This window comes from Enterobacter sp. CGMCC 5087 (assembly GCF_003144775.1).
GTDB lineage: Bacteria > Pseudomonadota > Gammaproteobacteria > Enterobacterales > Enterobacteriaceae > Enterobacter > Enterobacter cloacae_M.
On record NZ_QFXN01000244.1, the window covers coordinates 1 to 18,982 of the forward strand.

Sequence of the window (18,982 nt, forward strand, 5' to 3'; positions counted from 1 at the left end):
CGGTGGCGCTGCGCTTACCGGGCCTACAAAGGTGTCATCGCCCGTAGGCCCGGTAAGCGCAGCGCCACCGGGCTTTTTCAGGCAAAAAAAAAGCCAACCTTGCGGCTGGCTCAGAGTATGAATACTGATTATTTCGCGTCGTGCGCGTGGTCGTCTTCGCGGCAGTCGCCTTCAGCGCAGTGACCGTAAAGATACAGGCTGTGGTTCGTCAGGCGGATGCCATGACGCGCCGCGATTTCACGCTGGCGTGATTCAATGGAATCATCGCTGAATTCAATGACCTTGCCGCAATCGAGGCAGATCAGGTGATCGTGGTGCTGCTGCTGGGTCAGTTCGAAAACAGATTTACCGCCTTCGAAATTATGACGGGTAACAATGCCCGCGTCATCAAACTGGTTCAGCACGCGATAGACGGTAGCCAGCCCAATCTCTTCACCCATGTCGATAAGACGTTTATAGAGGTCTTCCGCACTGACATGGTGATTGTCTGGACCCTGAAGCACTTCAAGGATTTTTAACCGAGGAAGCGTAACTTTCAGGCCAGCCTTCTTTAATGCGGTATTGTTGTCAGTCATGCGGAATCTGTCCTGTTGCTAAACGATTCACTTCTGTAGGAAGTGACAGAAAATGCACCCGGGATAATGCGTCTCATTATAGAACTGCCATGGCTAAATGAAAACTGCAAGTCTCAGGCAAAATATGCTTATAAAAATGGGGTATCACCGACAAACCTGCTCAATGGAAAACCACATTTTATCAGGGAGACATTGTACAGGTCTGGGCGAAAAAGTTAAAAGATTGTAGCGATTAATTTAATCGGTTTGACCTGGAGCACGGGCGCAGCCGCCGCTGCGCCGCGATAAAAATCAGGCGTTCAGAATATCGTCCAGGTGCAGTTCCTCACGGATCTGCTTCACCCACTTCTCAACGCGCTCTGCCGTCAGCTCTGGCTGACGGTCTTCGTCGATGGCCAGACCCACGAAATGATCGTCATCGGCCAGGCCTTTAGACGCTTCAAAGTGGTAACCGGCGGTCGGCCAGTGGCCGACGATAACCGCGCCGTTCGGCTCAATGATATCGCGGATGGTGCCCAGCGCGTCACAGAAGTATTCGGCGTAGTCTTCCTGATCGCCACAGCCAAACAGGGCGACCAGCTTACCGTTGAAGTCCACTTCTTCCAGAGTCGGGAAGAAATCATCCCAGTCGCACTGGGCTTCACCGTAGTACCAGGTTGGGATACCCAGCAGCAGAATGTCATAGCCTTCCAGATCTTCTTTGCTGCTCTTGGCGATGTCATGCACATCAGCAACGTCTTTACCGAGCTGTTTTTGAATGTTTTTTGCGATATTTTCGGTATTGCCGGTATCACTGCCAAAGAAAATGCCGATGATTGCCATGAGTAAAATAACCTCTTGAAACTTAATAGTATGGTGGCGCAATTTGGCCACGGATAAGGGGAATAATAGCAGAACTGGCAACCCTGCGGAAACAGCTATCGCGCAGGACTGCACTCTGTGCTACATGAAAAGGGCGATAAAGGGGATTTTCAGACTTATGCCTGGCTGCGTAACGTCTCAAGCTGGACGAGCAGCATCTCTTCAATGAGCTCGCTGCGGCTGATATTTCGCGCGTCAGCCAGCTCGTTAAGTGCATCGACGGCGTCGGCGTTAAGCTTCAGTTCGACACGCTTAAGCCCACGATTTTTATCGCGTTTAAGCTGGTTGCGTTTATTGATACGCAGCTGTTCATCGCGCGAAAGCGGATTCGTCTTGGGTCGTCCCGGGCGACGCTCATTCGCGAACAGATCTAGTGTCGTACGGTCCGTTTGTTCTTTGGCCATGATTCTGAGACTTCGGGGGAAACACGCCGCCCTGCTAATGCCCGGGCGATAAGCGCGCCATCATACATCACCAAAAACGGCACGCCAACGACTGGAAGCCCGCAGCCTTCCAGTCGCTTTCTTTTTAATCAATTTGCAGTATCAGCGAGATAGCGGCGGATGGCGCGCAGTACGGCGTCCGGTTTTTCCGCATGCACCCAGTGCCCTGCACCGGCAATCACGTGGGCGCGAGCCTGCGGGAATTGGGCCAGCAGCGTGTCGCGGTACGCGTCGGTAACGTAAGGCGAGTTGCCGCCGCGAATAAAGAGAGTAGGGTGTGGCCAGGCGGGGACGGTTTCCCAGCCGACGATGTTATTGTACTGGTCCCAGAGCACCGGCACGTTAAAACGCCATTGCCCGTCAACAAACGACTTCAGCAGAAACTGAACGACGCCTTCTTCATTAAGATGCTCACGCATGACGGCAGCCGCCTGTTGGCGCGTCGCGACACCCGCTTCTGTGACCGCATTAATAGCGGCAAAAATCTCGTCGTGACGACGGACGTCGTAATCCACGGGCGCGACGTCAATCACCACCAGGCCGCTAATACGGTCCGGGGCCAGTGCCGTCAGGGCCATCACCGCTTTGCCACCCATTGAATGCCCGATGAGGGTCACCTTTTGCAGGTCGTGGGCATCCAGCGTATCCAGCAGATCCTGCGCCATCGCCGCGTAGGTCATCTTGTCGGAACGACCGGAAAGACCATGATTGCGCATATCGACCTGTAAAATATCGTGGTCGGTAACCAGATCGCGCGCCAGCACGCCCAGGTTATCCAGACTACCAAAAAGCCCGTGAACCAGTACGATGGGAGAATTATTGTTCGGCGATTGTGCAGTTTGCGCTCGGGTATTCAATTTCATGGCAAAGTTCTTTTTTTACGTATGTCAGGTTAGGGTATCATGTTGACCATTCTGCCGCCCGGCTGCAAGGTTCCAGTTTAATCTGACTTTTGCTGCCAACCTGGTTTGACGCTATCCGCTGTTGGGATTTGACCTTATAATCCCAATGACTTGTATTCAGATAAGATATCGCACTGGATTAAGATGAAAACAATCGAAGTTGATGACGAACTCTATCAGTATATTGCCAGCCAGACGCGGCATATCGGGGAGAGCGCGTCCGACATTTTACGGCGCATGCTTAAAATTTCCGCCGCTTCACAGCCTGCTACCCCAGTCACCAAAGATGTCGTGTCTCAGCCGAGCGTTGTTGCACAAGCAAAACCTGCCGTGACGCCTGCAAAAGATAAAGTGCGCGCGATGCGCGAGCTGCTGCTCTCCGATGAATACGCGGAGCAGAAAAAGGCGGTTAACCGCTTTATGCTGGTGCTATCTACACTTTACTCACTGGATAACAAAGCGTTTGCTGAAGCGACCGAGTCGCTTCACGGCCGTACTCGCGTCTATTTCGCGGGCGACGAGCAGACGCTGCTGCAAAATGGCAATCAAACCAAACCCAAACATGTTCCTGGCACCCCGTACTGGGTGATCACCAATACCAATACGGGCCGCAAGTGCAGCATGATTGAACACATCATGCAGTCCATGCAGTTCCCGGCGGAATTGATTGAAAAGGTTTGCGGTACAATTTAACCCTTGCATCAGAAGGACCCGGTAATGGCAAATCACAGCCGTGCAGGCCAACCTGCACAACAAAGCGATTTGATTAACGTCGCTCAGCTGACCGCGCAGTATTATGTGCTGAAACCGGTCGTGGGCAACGCAGAACACGCAGTGAAGTTTGGTACATCTGGTCACCGCGGCAGCGCGGCGCGCCACAGCTTTAACGAACCGCACATTCTAGCCATTGCTCAGGCCATTGCGGAAGAGCGCGCTAAAAACGGCGTTACCGGTCCGTGCTACGTGGGGAAAGATACCCATGCCCTGTCTGAACCGGCATTCATCTCTGTTGTGGAAGTGCTGGCGGCAAACGGCGTTGATGTGATTGTTCAGGAGAACAACGGCTTCACCCCGACGCCTGCGGTCTCTAACGCCATCCTGGTGCACAACAAAAAAGGTGGTGCGCTGGCGGACGGTATCGTTATCACGCCATCCCACAACCCGCCGGAAGACGGTGGTATCAAATACAACCCGCCTAACGGCGGACCGGCCGACACTAACGTTACCAAAGTGGTGGAAGATCGTGCGAACGCGCTGCTGGCTGACGGTCTGAAAGGCGTGAAGCGCATCTCTCTGGATGCTGCCATGGCGTCCGGTCACGTGAAAGAGCAGGATCTGGTTCAGCCGTTCGTGGAAGGGCTGGCGGATATCGTCGATATGGCGGCCATCCAGAAAGCCGGGCTGAAGCTGGGCGTGGATCCGCTGGGCGGCTCCGGTATCGAATACTGGAAACGTATCGCCGAGCATTACAAGCTGGATCTGACCATCGTGAACGATCACGTCGATCAGACCTTCCGCTTTATGCACCTGGACAAAGACGGCGCGATCCGTATGGACTGCTCCTCCGAGTGCGCGATGGCGGGCCTGCTGGCGCTGCGTGATAAATTCGATCTGGCGTTTGCTAACGACCCGGATTATGACCGTCACGGTATCGTCACCCCTGCCGGGCTGATGAACCCGAACCACTATCTGGCTGTTGCAATTAACTATCTGTTCCAGCACCGCCCGCAGTGGGGCAAAGAGGTGGCCGTCGGTAAAACGCTGGTTTCCTCCGCGATGATCGACCGCGTGGTCGAGGCGCTGGGCCGCAAGCTGGTGGAAGTGCCGGTCGGCTTCAAATGGTTCGTTGACGGTTTGCACGACGGCAGCTTCGGCTTCGGCGGTGAAGAGAGCGCGGGCGCATCTTTCCTGCGTTTCGACGGCACGCCATGGTCAACCGATAAAGACGGCATCATCATGTGCCTGCTTGCGGCGGAAATTACCGCAGTCACCGGTAAGAACCCGCAGGAACATTACAATGACCTGGCGGCACGCTTTGGTGCACCAAGCTATAACCGTATTCAGGCTGGCGCGACGTCAGCCCAGAAAGCGGCCCTGTCCAAACTCTCACCGGAGATGGTCAGCGCAAGCACCCTGGCGGGCGACCCGATCACCGCACGTCTGACGGCGGCACCGGGCAACGGCGCATCCATTGGTGGTCTGAAAGTGATGACCGAGAACGGCTGGTTCGCCGCGCGTCCGTCCGGTACGGAAGATGCGTACAAAATCTATTGCGAAAGCTTCCTCGGCGCTGAGCACCGTCAGCAGATTGAGAAAGAAGCGGTAGAGATTGTCAGCGAAGTGCTGAAAAACGCGTAAGTGCGGTATGGGTGCGGGCTGATGCCCTCACCCCGGCACTCTCCCATAGGGAGAGGGAGAAAACCCTAAAAACGGCAACCCATGGGTTGCCGTTTTGCTTTGACCTCGAAGGCCCGGTAAGCGCTAGAGCCACCGGGCTTTTTTTAACTATGCTTATTCTTCAATTCAAACCGTGGTGACACCAGACCGTACAGCGTCCAGCCCATAAAGGTCACCATCGCCCCGTAGAGCATCGCTTCCTGGCCGGATGAGTAGAGCGCATAGAAGCTGTAGATTGCCCCAATCAGCGCCACGATATTGGCCGCACGCGCTTTGCGTGGATCCACCTTCGCCACCTTCTGGATGATCACCAGCGCTGCCATCGACAGAATATACGGAATGATGTTCGTCACCACCGCCAGGTTAACCAGCACGTTGAACTGGCTGTTCAGCGACGGGCTAATGGTCATCAACGATAATCCACTCTGGAAGATAACAATCGCCAGCATGCCCTGCACCGGCGCATCCGATTTGGTCACGCGGGAGAAGATTTTCGGGAAGTAACCTTCATCGGCCGAGGATTTAAACACCTGCGCGATGGTGAACTGCCAGCCGAGGAGTGAACCGCAGCAGGACATCACCATCAGACCCATAATCACCTTCCCGACTTCTGGGGTGAACATCTGCGCGAAGGCCAGTCCGAAGGGCGCCGTGGAGTTAGCCAGATCCATATTCGGTACGATGCCTGCAATCACGTTAGTCGAGACGATATAGATCACCGCCGCGCCCAGCGTGCCGCCGAGGACCGCAATCGGCACGTTCTTTTCCGGATTCTCTACCACTTCCGCGTTCGCGCAGGCGGATTCCAGACCCAGGAAGGCCCAGAGCGTCATGGCGATAGAAGAGCCGACCGCGGTAAAGAACGGCACATGGTGCGGGTTCCAGGAGTTGGCGTAGAGCGTCGGGCTAAACCAGAACCAGCCGATGATGCACAGGCCGATAACCGGGATAATCACGCCCCAGACGGTGATGCTTGAGAGCTGTCCGGTGATACGAGCGCCGCCAAAGTTAGCCACGGTGCAGATCCACAGCACGCCGATGGTCGCCAGCCCAATTTGCACAGGACTGAGCGTCGCGCCAAACAGCTCCGTACCGTAACCCACGGCTGAGATGGCAATCGCCACGTTGGCGATCAGCAGCGACACGCCGTAGGTGTAGTTGGCCATAAAGTTGCCCGACTTGCCAAAGGCGTATTCGGCGTAGCCGCCCATGCCGCCTGACTTACGGCTGAACATCCCGCACTTGGCGAACGCCCACGCCAGCGCCATTGAACCGACTGCCGTCACCAGCCAGGAGATGATAGAGATGGTACCCACCTCTGCCAGTTTGGTGGGCAGCATGATAATCCCGGAGCCCATCATGTTCACCATGGTGAGGATGGTCAGCTGCACCACGCCCATCTTATTGGACTTACTCATAATTTCTCTCCTTTCAGCAGCGCGGGCTGAGCGGCGGGTTGTTTGATGACGTTACAGCGAACCTGTTTGCGACCCTCACACTCCTCGACGTACACACCCTGCAGCTCCGGCGCGAAGCCCGGCAGAAGGTTGATGCCTTCTTCCAGCGCGGCAAAGTAGCGCAGCACGGAACCGCCCCAGACTTCCCCTGGAACCACGCACAATACCCCCGGTGGATAAGGGAGCGCGCCTTCGGCGGCGATGCGGCCTTCCGCGTCGCGCAGGGAGACCAGTTCAACCTCACCGCGCAGATAGGCGTAGTTCGCGTCCTGCGGGTTCATCATCACGCGCGGGAAGTGAGACTTGCGGAACATCTCTTTCTGCAGCTGTTTCACGTTGTGGCGGGCGTACAGGTCATGCATTTCCTGGCAGATCTGGCGCAGGGTGTAATCCGCGTAACGTTCCGGATGTTGTTTGTAGAGAGAAGGCAGGACGTCTTTCAGCGGAACATCGCTCTCGAGCAGTTTTTCGAAGCGCACCAGCTGCGCCACCAGCTGCTGCAGTTTGCCCATATCTTCCGCAGGCGTGAGCAGGAACAGGATCGAGTTGAGATCGCATTTTTCCGGCACGATGCCGTTTTCACGCAGGAAGTTGGCAAGGATAGTGGCGGGCACGCCGAAGTCGTCATACTCCCCGGTGCGGGCGTTGATGCCCGGTGTGGTCAGCAGGAGCTTGCACGGGTCGATAAAATACTGATGCTCAGCGTAGCCTTCAAAGGCGTGCCAGTTTTCACCCGGTACGAAGTGGAAGAAGCGCAGATCGGTCGCAATTTCCGCCGTGTCCCAGCTTTCCCACGGGCGGCCATCCACCGTCTCCGGCACGAAGGGGCGCAGATATCGGCAGTTCTCCAGGATCAGCTTGCGCGCTTCGATACCGTTCACCACGCAATCCATCCACATGTTGCGGCCGCTCTGGCCTTCATGCATACGGGCGTTAATGTCCAGCGCAGCGAACAGCGGATAAAACGGGCTGGTGGAGGCGTGCATCATAAAGGCATTGTTCAGCCGCTTGTGCGGGACATAGCGCTGTTGCCCTTTGATATGGCTGTCTTTCTTATGGATTTGCGAGGTCTGCGAGAAGCCGGCCTGCTGTTTATGCACGGACTGGGTGACCAGGATCCCCGGATCGTTTTCGTTCAGCTCCAGCAGCAGCGGAGAGCAGTCGGCCATCATCGGAATAAACTGCTCGTAACCCACCCAGGCCGAGTCAAACAGAATGTAATCACACAGATGCCCAATCTTATCCACCACCTGACGGGCGTTATAGATGGTGCCATCGTAGGTACCCAGCTGGATCACAGCCAGACGGAACGGACGCGCATCGCGCGCACGGCCCGGTGCAACTTCGGCCACCAGCTCGCGCAGGTACTGTTCTTCAAAACAGTGGGCGTCAATGCCGCCGATAAAGCCGTACGGGTTGCGCGCGGTTTCCAGATAGACCGGCGTTGCGCCTGCCTGGAGTAGGGCACCGTGATGGTTGGATTTGTGGTTGTTGCGGTCGAACAGCACCAGGTCGCCCGGCGTGAGCAGGGCGTTAAGTACCACTTTGTTGGATGACGAGGTGCCGTTCAGCACGAAGTAGGTCTTATCGGCATTAAAGACCTTCGCCGCATGTTGCTGCGCAATGCACGGCGCGCCTTCGTGAATCAGCAGATCGCCCATCGCCACGTCGGCGTTACACAGGTCGGAGCGGAAAAGCGTCTCGCCAAAGAAATCCACAAACTGATTACCGGCAGGATGACGGCGGAAGAACTGGCCACCCTGATGCCCCGGGCAGTCAAACGCGCTGTTGCCCTGCTTCACATAGTCGACAAGGGCGCGGAAAAACGGCGGGCGCAGCTGGGTTTCATACTTCTGGGCCGCCGCTTCCAGCTGGCGTCCATAAAAGTCGTTGCTGGTGTCTGAATACTCAAATACGCCGTGAATGCGCGATAAATAGTCTGCCGGAATGAATTCCTCTTTGTGCGTCGCGACAAAAACAGGAATGCCAAAACCGGTGGCTTCTATTTCGTCCAGGATACCGCTGGCAATATCCGTGACCGCCAGAACAATGGCGGCAACATCAATATAATCAGAGGCACGGACATCTACCAGTTCACGCTGGGTAGTAAAGCAATCCGGACATGCACGACTGGCTGCGATTTTTAAACTTTTCATCTTTCTCTCTTTATTTTAGGTAATAAGCGTCCCTCGATTTCCTGCAAGAAAGAAATCGATAATTTACCGGAAAAAAAGCAAAGGGTGGCCGCTGATTAAAATCAGTGAATTGCTTTTTTGATGATTGAAATTCAGTCCGCCCGGTGCGGATGAGTCTGAATTAAAATGAATGAGCGCACGAGTTCACAGGCAATCGCCTGTAAAATAAGGTGTTTCAGGATAACCTGTAAGCGGGTGCGCCAGAAGTCGAAGGACTACCGGGCATTAAAGAGATGAAAGTCAAAGCAGTTTCGGTGGGCAAACATCATGATATGTGTTGTCCGCCTTATATGGGGCATTAAGCGATTGTTGTTTTCCATGTTTCATTTTCCTTTCAGTAATTGAAAGCATGGTCATTTTATCCAGGAAAAGGCGATTAACCGTGAGGTAGATCACCGTTAACCGATCAAATCAGAAATAAATATTCGTTTTAGATGAATATCGCAGATCAAAATTCTGATTTGTTGGTGTTACGTTAACAGGTTGTGTTATCAATGTTTTAAATGAACAAGAATAACCCGTAAAAATAATGCATGGGTTATTTATGAAATATTTTCTGAGGTATTTTGATTTTATTTAAAAATAAAATGAATAGTTATTCAAAGCATAAACCGATAACCGATACCGGTTTCAGTTAATAAATGGCGAGGGCGAGCGGGATCAACTTCGAGTTTCTGACGAAGATGTCCCATATATATGCGTAAATAATGACTATGTTCCACCGCGTTGGGCCCCCACACCTGACTTAACAGCTGGCGTTGGGTGAGAACCTTGCCGTGGTTGTTGAGCAGAACGGCGAGCAGGCGAAATTCTATTGGCGTCAGATGGATTTCTTCTTCACCGCGCACAATGCGCCGCGCGGCCAGGTCAACCCGGATATCCCCAAACGCGTAGGTTGGGTCAGCGGGCGTGGTTGCGCTGTGGCGACGCAGCGCCACGCGAAGGCGAGCCTGTAGTTCGCCGATACCAAAAGGTTTAATCAGATAGTCATCCGCCCCGGCATCCAGCGCCGCGATTTTATCCGTCTCTTCCGTACGCGCGGAGAGCACGAGGATCGGCATCTGGCTCCACTGACGAACTTCCCGGATAAAATCGATGCCGTCGCCGTCCGGCAGACCAAGATCGAGGATCACCAGGTCCGGCTTGCGGGTGGCGGCTTCAATTAAACCCCGCTGAAGCGTACCCGCATCATGAACGCGCAGACCGTCCCCTTCCAGCGCAGCGCGCAGAAAACGGCTAATGGCGATCTCATCTTCAACAATCAGAACGTTGATCACAAATCCTCTGGTAATTCATTAAGTTCTGGCGGGGTTTCCAGAGGAAGTGTAACACAAAACCGCGCGCCGCCTTCGGGACGATTCTCTGCGGAGATGGACCCGCCATGGACGTCAATGATCGCCTGGCAAATCGCCAGCCCCAGCCCCACGCCCGGAATGGCCGACTCCTTATTGCCGCGCGCGAATTTTTCGAAAATAGCCAACTCCTGCCCGGCGGGAATGCCGGGTCCGGTATCCCAGACGTCAAGATGAAGCGTGCCGTCGTCCACCGTCGCATCCACGCCAATTTGCGCGCTGGCGCCCGCATATTTTCCGGCATTTTCCAGCAGGTTGATCAGCACCCGTTCAAACAGCGGACCATCAACGTGAATTAAGGTCAGGGGCTCGGGCATGTTCAGCGCAATATGCCGCCCGCCCAGGCCGGGTTCGAGCATTTTCAGGGCGCTGCCCACCACCTCTTCAAGCGTGAGCCACTCTTTTTTGAGGTTAAAACCGCCTGACTGGATACGCGCCATATCGAGCAGGTTATTCACCAGACGCGTGGTATTCAGGACATGCTGGCGGATCTCGCTGGCCTGAAGGGCGTGTTTAGAGCCTTCCGCCGCCAGGTCGAGCGTCAGGATTTCTGACTGACCAAACAGGACGGTGAGCGGGGTTCGCAGATCGTGAGAGAGCGCCGCCAGCAGCGAGTTACGAATGCTTTCTCGCTCGCTCGCCAGCCGGGCCTGTTCTTCGCTGGCGGTGAGGGCCAGCCGCTCCAGCGCGCTGGCAACCAGCAGCGTAAAGGTCTCCAGCAGCCGCTGCTGTTCGGGGATCATCAGCTGGCGCAGGTTTGAGGGCTCAACAATCACCAGCCCCTGATTTTTATCGGCGCTGCGCAGCGGCAGAATTTGATAGGGCACGCCGGGCAGGGTGTCGGTCCCTGCGCCCGCAGGTAACCCTTTGTCAAAGCTCCAGCGCGCGATGGCTTCGTCCCAGGGCGTCATGCCTGAGGCCGACGTCAGCGGGCGCAGCTTGCCGTGTTCGTCCGGGAGCAAAATCAGGTTGCTGGCATGAAACGTCGAACGAATAAACTGCTCGCTGGTCTGCACGATATCCAGCGGCGTGCGTCCCACCGCCAGCGATTTCGACATCTCATAGAGATGGCGCGTGCGCTGCTCGCGATAGCGGGCAATACGCGCCTGATAGCGCACGCCCGCCGTCAGATTCCCGATCACCAGCCCGACGGTGAGCATCACCGCGAAGGTAAGAATGTACTGTACGTCCGACACGGCGAGCGTCCCGCGGGGGGCAATAAAGAACAGATCGAAGCTGATGACGTTGATGACCGTCGCCAGTACCGACGGCCAGCGACCGTAAAAGAGCGCCACCACCACCACGCCAAGCAGGTAGATCATCACCAGGTTGGCGGCATCAAACGCGATCAGCCACTGGCTGGCAATCACGGTAATCAGGGCGCAGAGCACGACGGCGACAAGACAGCCGCGCAGCTGAATGCGCCATTTATCGCTGAAGGCACGGCTGTCCGGCGCGCGGCTGGGTAACGGCGTGGGCTTATCATCCAGCGCCACGATCACCAGGTCCAGATCCGGTGCGCGGCGTGCCAGCTTGTCGGCAAAGGATTCGCGGCTAAACCAGCGGCGATGCTGGCGACGGCCAATCACGATTTTCCCCAGATTGTGCTCACGGGCGTAGCGCAAAATGGCTTTATCTTCCTGAGGGTCAGAAAGGGTGGCGGTTTCGGCACCCAGCTCCTGCGCCAGGCGAAGCGAACTCAATATCGCGCGGCGCTGGTTCTCGGGCAGCGCGTGCAGCTGCGGCGTTTCGACATAAACCGCATGCCAGACGCTGCCAAATTTGGCCGCCAGGCGCGCGGCGGTGCGGACAAGCTTTTCATTGCCGCTGCCGTGCCCTACGCACAGAAGGATGGCATCTCGCGTATGCCAGACGCGCTCCTGGCCCTGCAGGTCGCGCCAGGCTCGCATCTGATCGTCGACGCGATCGGCAGTACGACGCAGGGCCAGCTCGCGCAGGGCAATCAGGTTGCCTTTACGGAAGAAATGCTCGATGGCGCGCTCGGCCTGGCCGGCGATATAGACTTTGCCTTCATGCAGGCGCTGGCGCAAATCGTCGGGGGGCAGGTCGACTAGTACCACTTCATCGGCAGAATCAAAGAAGGGGTCGGGCACCGTCTCGCGTACCTGAATGCCGGTCACGCCGCTGACCACGTCGTTCAGGCTCTCCAGATGCTGAACGTTAACCGTCGTGAATACATCGATGCCGGCTTCGAGTAGTTCTTCTACATCCTGCCAGCGTTTTGGATGGCGTGAGCCTGGCGCATTGCTGTGGGCCAGTTCGTCCATCAGGATAAGGGCGGGACGGCGGGCGAGGGCGGCATCGAGATCGAATTCGGTGACTAACCGACCGCGGTGGCTGATGCGGCGGGGCGGCTGGGGGGCCAGCCCCTTCAGCAGCGATGCGGTCTCTTTGCGTCCGTGGGTTTCTACCACGCCTATCAATATATCGAGCCCCTGCGCCCGAAGCCGCTGGGCTTCCGTCAGCATGGCGAAGGTTTTCCCGACGCCTGCGCAGGCGCCAAAGAAAATTTTCAGTTTGCCGCGATGGGCTTCGGCCGTCTGTTCAAGCAGCCTGTCCGGATCCGGGCGCATGGGCTCGTCGGTCATTTAGTTTTTCCTTAGCGCGTCCAGCGCCAGATTCAGCTCAACAATATTCACCACGGGCATGCCGATAAAGCCGACCAGCGGCTTTTGCGTGTGCTCTGCAACCAGCTGGCTAACCTGCTCGACGGTCAGCTGACGGGCCGCGGCGACGCGCGGGATTTGCCATGCCGCGGCTGCCGGCGTCAGGCTGTAGTCCAGCCCGCTGGCCGAGGCGGTCACCAGCTCTACGGGCACCTCACGGCTGGCCTGCGGATTAGCGGCGCGCAGGGCTGCCACGCGCTCAGCAACGGCTTTGTCCAGCTCGGGGTTGCTGCCCGCCAGGTTACTGCCGCCGGATGCCATCGGATTATACGGGCTTTCGGCAGTGGCGGAAGGGCGTCCCTGGAAGTAACGGGCATCCGTAAAGTTCTGACCAATCAGGCGCGAACCGCGGTTTTCACCGTTTTGCATAATCAGCGAGCCGTTGGCCCGATCCTTAAACCACCACTGGCCCAGCGCGGTGGTCACCAGCGGGTACAGCCCGCCGGTAATGAGAGACAGCAGAATAAACAGAAGTATAGCGGGGCGTAACATCGTCATTTGATTCACCTTTTAAACCAGGCCGAACAGCGTCAACAGCAGGTCGATAACTTTGATACCGATGAAAGGCACCACCAGCCCGCCCAGACCGTAAATCCACAGGTTGCGGCGCAGCATGGCGGCGGCCGTGAGCGGCTTATAGCTCACGCCTTTCAGCGCCAGCGGGATCAGGAAGACAATAATCAGGGCGTTAAAGATCACTGCGCTCAGAATGGCCGATGCCGGAGAGTGCAGGTGCATCACGTTCAACGCGTTTAATTGCGGGTAGGTCGCAGCAAACGCCGCCGGAATGATGGCGAAATATTTCGCCACATCGTTGGCGATACTGAACGTAGTCAGCGACCCGCGCGTCATCAGCATCTGCTTGCCAATGTGCACCACTTCAATCAGCTTGGTCGGGTTAGAGTCGAGGTCGACCATGTTGCCCGCCTCTTTTGCCGCCTGGGTACCGGAGTTCATTGCCACCGCCACGTCGGCCTGCGCCAGGGCAGGGGCGTCGTTGGTACCGTCGCCGGTCATCGCCACCAGGCGGCCTTCCGCCTGATACTGACGAATCAACGCCAGTTTCGCTTCCGGTGTGGCTTCGGAAAGAAAATCATCCACGCCCGCTTCGGCGGCAATCGCCGCGGCGGTAAGACGGTTATCCCCGGTGATCATCACCGTTTTGATCCCCATTTTACGCAGCTGGGCAAAGCGCTCCTTGATACCGCCTTTGACGATATCCTTCAGGGCAATCACCCCCAGCACGTGTGCGCCCTCGGCCACCACCAGCGGCGTCGCCCCCTGACGGGCCACGCTTTCGACCAGGCTGTCCACTTCAGGTGGGAAGTGGCCGTTGTTGGCCTCAATGTGGCGACGGATAGCGTCAACAGAGCCTTTGCGGATCATGCGATCCTGAATGTTAATGCCGCTCATGCGGGTTTGCGCCGTGAAGGGCACGAAAGTGGCGTGCAGGCTCTGAACGTCGCGCTGGCGCAGGTTAAAGCGCTGCTTGGCGAGGATCACGATACTGCGGCCTTCCGGGGTTTCATCGGCAAGCGAAGAGAGTTGTGCGGCATCCGCCAGCGTTTTTTCATCCACGCCGGGGGCGGGCAGGAAATCTGACGCCTGGCGGTTACCGAGGGTAATGGTCCCGGTTTTATCCAGCAGTAAGACGTCCACGTCACCGGCGGCTTCCACCGCCCGCCCGCTGGTGGCGATGACGTTGGCACCGAGCATACGGCTCATGCCGGCTACGCCGATGGCTGACAGCAGCCCACCAATGGTGGTGGGGATCAGGCAGACCAGCAGCGCCACCAGCACCGTGATGGTGACCGCGGTGCCGCCATAGGCTGAGAACGGCCACAGCGTCGCGGTTGCCAGCAGGAAGACGATGGTCAGGGCCACCAGCAGGATGGTCAGGGCAATCTCGTTCGGCGTTTTACGACGCTGCGCGCCTTCCACCATGGCGATCATCCGGTCGAGGAAGGTTTCCCCCGGGTTAACGCTACACTGGATCACCAGCCAGTCGGAGAGAATGCGCGTCCCGCCCGTCACGGAGGCGAAATCGCCGCCGGATTCGCGGATAACCGGCGCGGACTCCCCTGTAATGGCGCTTTCATCCACCGAGGCGCCCCCTTCGATGACTTCACCGTCGCAAGGGATAATGTCACCGGCCTCTACCAGAACCACATCGCCTTTGCGCAGTTCATCAGCCGGAACGTGGTCCATCTGCGCGCCGTATTTCGGTTCACGTAGCTTGCGCGCGAAGGCGGTTTTCTTCACCCCTTTCAGGCTGTTGGCCTGGGCTTTACTCCGGCCTTCCGCCAGCGCTTCCGCAAAGTTGGCGAACAGCACGGTAAACCACAGCCACAGGCTGATGGCGCCGGTAAACATCGCATTTCCCGGCATGTGGCCCGTACCCATGGCAATCGCCAGGGCGGTGGTCAGCACGCTTCCCGCCCAGACAATAAACATCACCGGGTTATACCACTGCACGCGCGGACTCAGCTTTTTCACCGCATCCATGAGCGCCTGGCGAACTAATGACGGTTCGAACAGGGCCAGTTGTTTACGACTCATGACAATTTCTCCGCAAAATCAGCGTAAAGAGAGGTATTCCGCGACCGGGCCTAACGCGAGGGCGGGGATAAAGGTCAGGGCGCCGACCAGTAACACGGTACCCGTCAGCAGGCCGATAAACAGCGCGCCGTGGGTCGGCAATGTCCCGGTGGTGGTCGGTTGGATTTTTTTATTCACCAGCGATCCGGCAATCGCCAACACCGGCACAATGATCCCGAAGCGACCCACAAACATGCAGAACGCCAGCAGGCAGTTCCAGAACGGTGAGTTGGCGCTTAAGCCCGCAAAGGCGCTGCCGTTGTTGTTGGCGGCAGAAGAGACGGCATACAGCACTTCGCTAAAACCGTGAATGCCGGGGTTAAAGATGCCGCTGCGTCCGGCCTCGGTCATCAGCGCAAGCGCGGTGCCAAGAAGCACAAGCGCAGGGGTGACCAGAATCGCCAGCGCGGTTAATTTCATCTCGCGAACGTCGATTTTTTTACCGAGGTATTCCGGGGTGCGGCCAATCATCAAACCGGCAATAAACACCGCCAGCAGCACGAACAGCAGCATGCCGTAAAGACCCGAGCCCACGCCGCCAAAGACGACTTCACCAATCTGCATCAGCCACATCGGGATCATGCCACCCAGCGCCGTAAAGGAATCGTGCATGGCGTTGACTGCTCCGCACGAAGCCGCCGTGGTGACCACCGCATACAGGCTGCTGGCGAGAATGCCAAAGCGGCTCTCTTTACCTTCCATGTTGATATTGCTGTTGGCCCCCAGCTGCATGAAATGGCTGTTGCCGCTCCATTCAGCCCACATCACCAGCGCCACGCAGACCACAAAGATCAGAGACATGGTCCAGAGCAAGGTGCGGCCCTGACGGCGATCGTTAACCACATCACCAAAGGCAAAGCAGAGCGCGGCGGGGATCAGGAAAATCGCCAGCATCTGCACAAAATTGGTCAATGCGGTAGGGTTTTCAAACGGATGTGACGAGTTGGCGTTGAAGAAGCCCCCCCCGTTCGTTCCGAGCATTTTGATGGCTTCCTGTGACGCCACTGGCCCCATCGGCAGGAGCTGTTTTGCACCTTCCAGCGAGGTATAGGACGCGTAAGGCATCAGGTTTTGCAGGGTGCCCTGCTGGATAAAGAACAGCGCGATCAGCAGCGCAATTGGCAGCAGGATCCACAGCGTAATGCGGGTCAGATCCACCCACGCGTTACCCAGGGTATTGATTTTCTGACGCGCAAAAGCACGCGTCAGCGCGAAGATCACCGCGATACCGCTGGCGGCAGAGAGGAAGTTTTGCACGGTTAGCCCGACCATCTGGCTGAAGTAGCTCAGCGTGGTTTCACCGGCGTAGGACTGCCAGTTGGTGTTAGTGACAAAGCTCACCGCCGTGTTCAGCGCAAGATGCCAGGAGAGGCCCGGTAACTGTTGCGGATTCAGCGGCAGGATGCCCTGCAACATCAGCATGGCAAAAAGCGCAATGAGCCCAACGATATTCAGCAGCAGAATGGCGATCAGATACTGACGCCAGTTCATCTCCCGATCCTCTATTCCCAGTACGCGCCAGATCCCTTTTTCAACGCTTCCCGTGCCGGGCAAAGGAACGTTGTTGATCAATCGTGCCAGTCCCGATCCCAGTGGCCTTGCCAGAATGAACAGTACCACTAAGAAGCTGGCAATAAGCAGAAACGCCTGAGCAGCCATCAGAAGGCCTCCGCATTTATCAGGGCATAGACCAGATAACCCAATAACAGGAACACCAGCACGATGCCGGCAATAAGACCTGCACTCACAATCCACCTCCGGGTGACTTTCGTTGTTGTACTAACGGTAGGATTTCCGGCGCAAAGATTTCGCAAAAATGGGGAGGGCGGGTGTAAAAAAAGTATAAAAATGGCAAAGCCCACAATTTAACTATTGATAAGTAAACTGTTAACTTTTTTGTAACTTAATTACGGAGAGAATGTAAATATTCACTTAATGGGCAAAAATAAGTGGTCGGATGAGTAGTAAAATTACAAACAAAGCGATATTATTTTAGCCAGGTCACAGATTTTGAATTTTCCGGATGACGTTTCCGGCCAACTATAGGGGAGAAAAATATGGATCTTTATAAAGAGTATCCGGCTCATATCGTGTTCTTGCGCCGCGCTTTCGCCGTAGTGGCTGGCGTGCTGGCTCTGCCGGTGATGCTGTTCTGGAAAGATCGTGCACGTTTTTACAGCTATCTGCACCGCGTCTGGGCGAAAACCAGCGAGAAGCCGGTGTGGATGGATCAGGCCGAGAAAGCGACCTGCGATTTCTACTGATACTAAGACTACACACATAGCAATAAAAAAACCGCCAACAGCAATGTGGCGGTTTTTTTGTCCCTCGGGATTCGCGGTCCGTTGGGTGGTTTTGCAGCCCCTACCCGGGATTTTTATCATACCCTCCTGTAAGCAGATGGCAATCCCTCGAAGCCTTTATAAATTCCTAATTTTATTCGAGTATCTTACCTTCTCAGCGGATGTTAATTATGATGCTGCGTCCCTTTCCGCCATCTCGCAAATGGGCATCGGTCCTGGGAAAGGTGTATTTACAGCCGTAAAGCAGCCCGCCTACCCGGGCTTGTGTCCACCGACTTATCACCGGTGGTGAACGGTGGAGCGGTTAGCAGCAGGGACCGCATAATGAAACGCTATTTTTGCATCGCGTTCATTGTCGCCAGCGTACTCGTTGTAAAGAGCGATGAGCCGAATGGGTTTGTCGCTTTATCCACGATAGCGCAGGACAAGTAGCGCCAAGGCCGCCTCGGGCGGCCTTTTTTATTTCATCCCGTCTACACTTCATGGCAAAGTAGTTCAATGCATGCTTTTTCCTTTTACGGCATGCCCTTACGGACATAATGGATAATTGCCTGGAGTTTTATGCCCACCCATCTGGTTTGGTTTCGCGCGGACCTGCGCGTACATGACAACATCGCCCTTGCGGCAGCCTGCCGCGCCAAAGACGCTAACGTATTGGCACTGTTTATGGCCACGCCCGAGCAGTGGCGGCAGCACGATATGGCCCCCCGGCAGGCGGCCTTGCTCCGGGCGTATCTGAACGATCTGCAGCACTCGCTCGCTGGAAAAGGCATACCGCTTCTCTATAAAGAGGTGAGTGATTTTGCGGCACAGCTTCAGACGGTGCAGGAGATATGTAAGCAGCACAACGTCACGCATCTTTTTTACAACTATCAGTACGAATTCAACGAGCAGCAGCGCGACCGTCAGCTGGAGAAGATGCTGGAAGGGGTGGTCTGCGAAGGGTTTGATGACAGCGTGATGCTGGCACCGGGCAGCGTGATGACCGGCAACCACGAGATGTATAAAGTTTTTACTCCGTTCAAAAATGCCTTTATCAAACGTCTGAAAGAGGCGCTGCCGGAGTGCGTTGCCGCGCCTGCCGTGCGAGGCGAAGCCATAAAAGAGCTGCCTGAGCTGACGTTTGATTACCCTCAGCAGCCGTTTGATGAAACGCTATTCCCCGCCGATGAGAAAGCGACCATCGCCCAACTGCGCCAGTTCTGCAAGCAG

17 protein-coding genes are annotated in these 18,982 nt (G+C 56.3%); 4 read left to right on the plus strand and 13 right to left on the minus strand.

Annotated features, from left to right (window positions below; genetic code table 11):
- Positions 1-128: 128 nt before the first annotated feature.
- The 4 genes from fur to ybfF all read right to left on the minus strand — a co-directional run bounded on the left by fur (position 129) and on the right by ybfF (position 2,742).
- On the minus strand, positions 129-575 hold the full coding sequence (gene fur, locus DEO48_RS21800; protein ID WP_023310771.1) for a ferric iron uptake transcriptional regulator: 447 nt from the start codon (positions 573-575) through the stop codon (positions 129-131).
- Between the two features lie 291 nt (positions 576-866).
- Complete coding sequence (fldA, locus tag DEO48_RS21810; RefSeq protein WP_008501067.1) at positions 867-1,397, minus strand: flavodoxin FldA; 531 nt, start codon at positions 1,395-1,397, stop codon at positions 867-869.
- Positions 1,398-1,552: 155 nt separating this feature from the next.
- Entirely contained in the window at positions 1,553-1,840 is a 288-nt protein-coding gene (gene ybfE / locus DEO48_RS21815) for a LexA regulated protein (RefSeq protein WP_028019455.1), read from the minus strand.
- A gap of 128 nt (positions 1,841-1,968) precedes the next feature.
- Positions 1,969-2,742 (minus strand): esterase, encoded by a 774-nt coding sequence (gene ybfF / locus DEO48_RS21820; protein ID WP_109846264.1) that lies wholly within the window; start codon positions 2,740-2,742, stop codon positions 1,969-1,971.
- Between the two features lie 183 nt (positions 2,743-2,925).
- On the opposite strand from ybfF, the gene seqA reads away from it, so the two are divergent.
- Positions 2,926-3,474: a replication initiation negative regulator SeqA gene (seqA, locus tag DEO48_RS21825; RefSeq protein ID WP_008501070.1), complete on the plus strand. Its 549-nt coding sequence runs from the start codon at positions 2,926-2,928 to the stop codon at positions 3,472-3,474.
- A gap of 24 nt (positions 3,475-3,498) precedes the next feature.
- Positions 3,499-5,139 (plus strand): phosphoglucomutase (alpha-D-glucose-1,6-bisphosphate-dependent), encoded by a 1,641-nt coding sequence (pgm, locus tag DEO48_RS21830; RefSeq protein WP_045356603.1) that lies wholly within the window; start codon positions 3,499-3,501, stop codon positions 5,137-5,139.
- A 143-nt stretch (positions 5,140-5,282) separates the two neighbouring features.
- Here pgm and potE read toward each other — a convergent pair whose 3' ends face one another.
- From potE to kdpF, 9 genes are all read right to left on the minus strand, one after another.
- Entirely contained in the window at positions 5,283-6,596 is a 1,314-nt protein-coding gene (gene potE, locus DEO48_RS21835) for a putrescine-ornithine antiporter (protein WP_109846265.1), read from the minus strand.
- On the minus strand, positions 6,593-8,791 hold the full coding sequence (gene speF / locus DEO48_RS21840) for an ornithine decarboxylase SpeF (RefSeq protein WP_109846266.1): 2,199 nt from the start codon (positions 8,789-8,791) through the stop codon (positions 6,593-6,595). Before speF ends, potE begins: the two co-directional genes overlap by 4 nt.
- A gap of 254 nt (positions 8,792-9,045) precedes the next feature.
- A complete protein-coding gene (gene speFL, locus DEO48_RS21845; protein ID WP_003858645.1) occupies positions 9,046-9,150 on the minus strand; it encodes a leader peptide SpeFL in 105 nt (34 codons plus the stop codon).
- A 279-nt stretch (positions 9,151-9,429) separates the two neighbouring features.
- Positions 9,430-10,107 carry a two-component system response regulator KdpE gene (gene kdpE / locus DEO48_RS21850; protein WP_047073924.1) on the minus strand — a complete coding sequence of 226 codons (678 nt, stop codon included), beginning with the start codon at positions 10,105-10,107 and terminating at the stop codon, positions 9,430-9,432.
- On the minus strand, positions 10,104-12,791 hold the full coding sequence (kdpD, locus tag DEO48_RS21855; protein ID WP_109846267.1) for a two-component system sensor histidine kinase KdpD: 2,688 nt from the start codon (positions 12,789-12,791) through the stop codon (positions 10,104-10,106). The genes kdpE and kdpD overlap by 4 nt, the downstream gene beginning before the upstream one ends.
- Positions 12,792-13,367, minus strand: a complete 576-nt coding sequence (gene kdpC / locus DEO48_RS21860; protein ID WP_109846268.1) for a potassium-transporting ATPase subunit KdpC — start codon at positions 13,365-13,367, stop codon at positions 12,792-12,794.
- Positions 13,368-13,379: 12 nt separating this feature from the next.
- The gene (gene kdpB / locus DEO48_RS21865) at positions 13,380-15,428 is read right to left on the minus strand and encodes a potassium-transporting ATPase subunit KdpB (RefSeq protein WP_109846269.1); all 2,049 of its coding nucleotides are present in this window, start codon (positions 15,426-15,428) and stop codon (positions 13,380-13,382) included.
- Between the two features lie 18 nt (positions 15,429-15,446).
- The gene (gene kdpA / locus DEO48_RS21870; RefSeq protein WP_109846270.1) at positions 15,447-17,126 is read right to left on the minus strand and encodes a potassium-transporting ATPase subunit KdpA; all 1,680 of its coding nucleotides are present in this window, start codon (positions 17,124-17,126) and stop codon (positions 15,447-15,449) included.
- Positions 17,126-17,215, minus strand: a complete 90-nt coding sequence (gene kdpF, locus DEO48_RS21875; RefSeq protein ID WP_014069365.1) for a K(+)-transporting ATPase subunit F — start codon at positions 17,213-17,215, stop codon at positions 17,126-17,128. Before kdpF ends, kdpA begins: the two co-directional genes overlap by 1 nt.
- Before the next feature lie 309 nt (positions 17,216-17,524).
- On the opposite strand from kdpF, the gene DEO48_RS21880 reads away from it, so the two are divergent.
- Entirely contained in the window at positions 17,525-17,731 is a 207-nt protein-coding gene (locus tag DEO48_RS21880; protein WP_023310781.1) for a YbfA family protein, read from the plus strand.
- 600 nt (positions 17,732-18,331) lie between these two features.
- Positions 18,332-18,982 (plus strand): deoxyribodipyrimidine photo-lyase (locus DEO48_RS21885; RefSeq protein WP_181367040.1); only part of this gene is annotated, 651 nt, incomplete at its 3' end.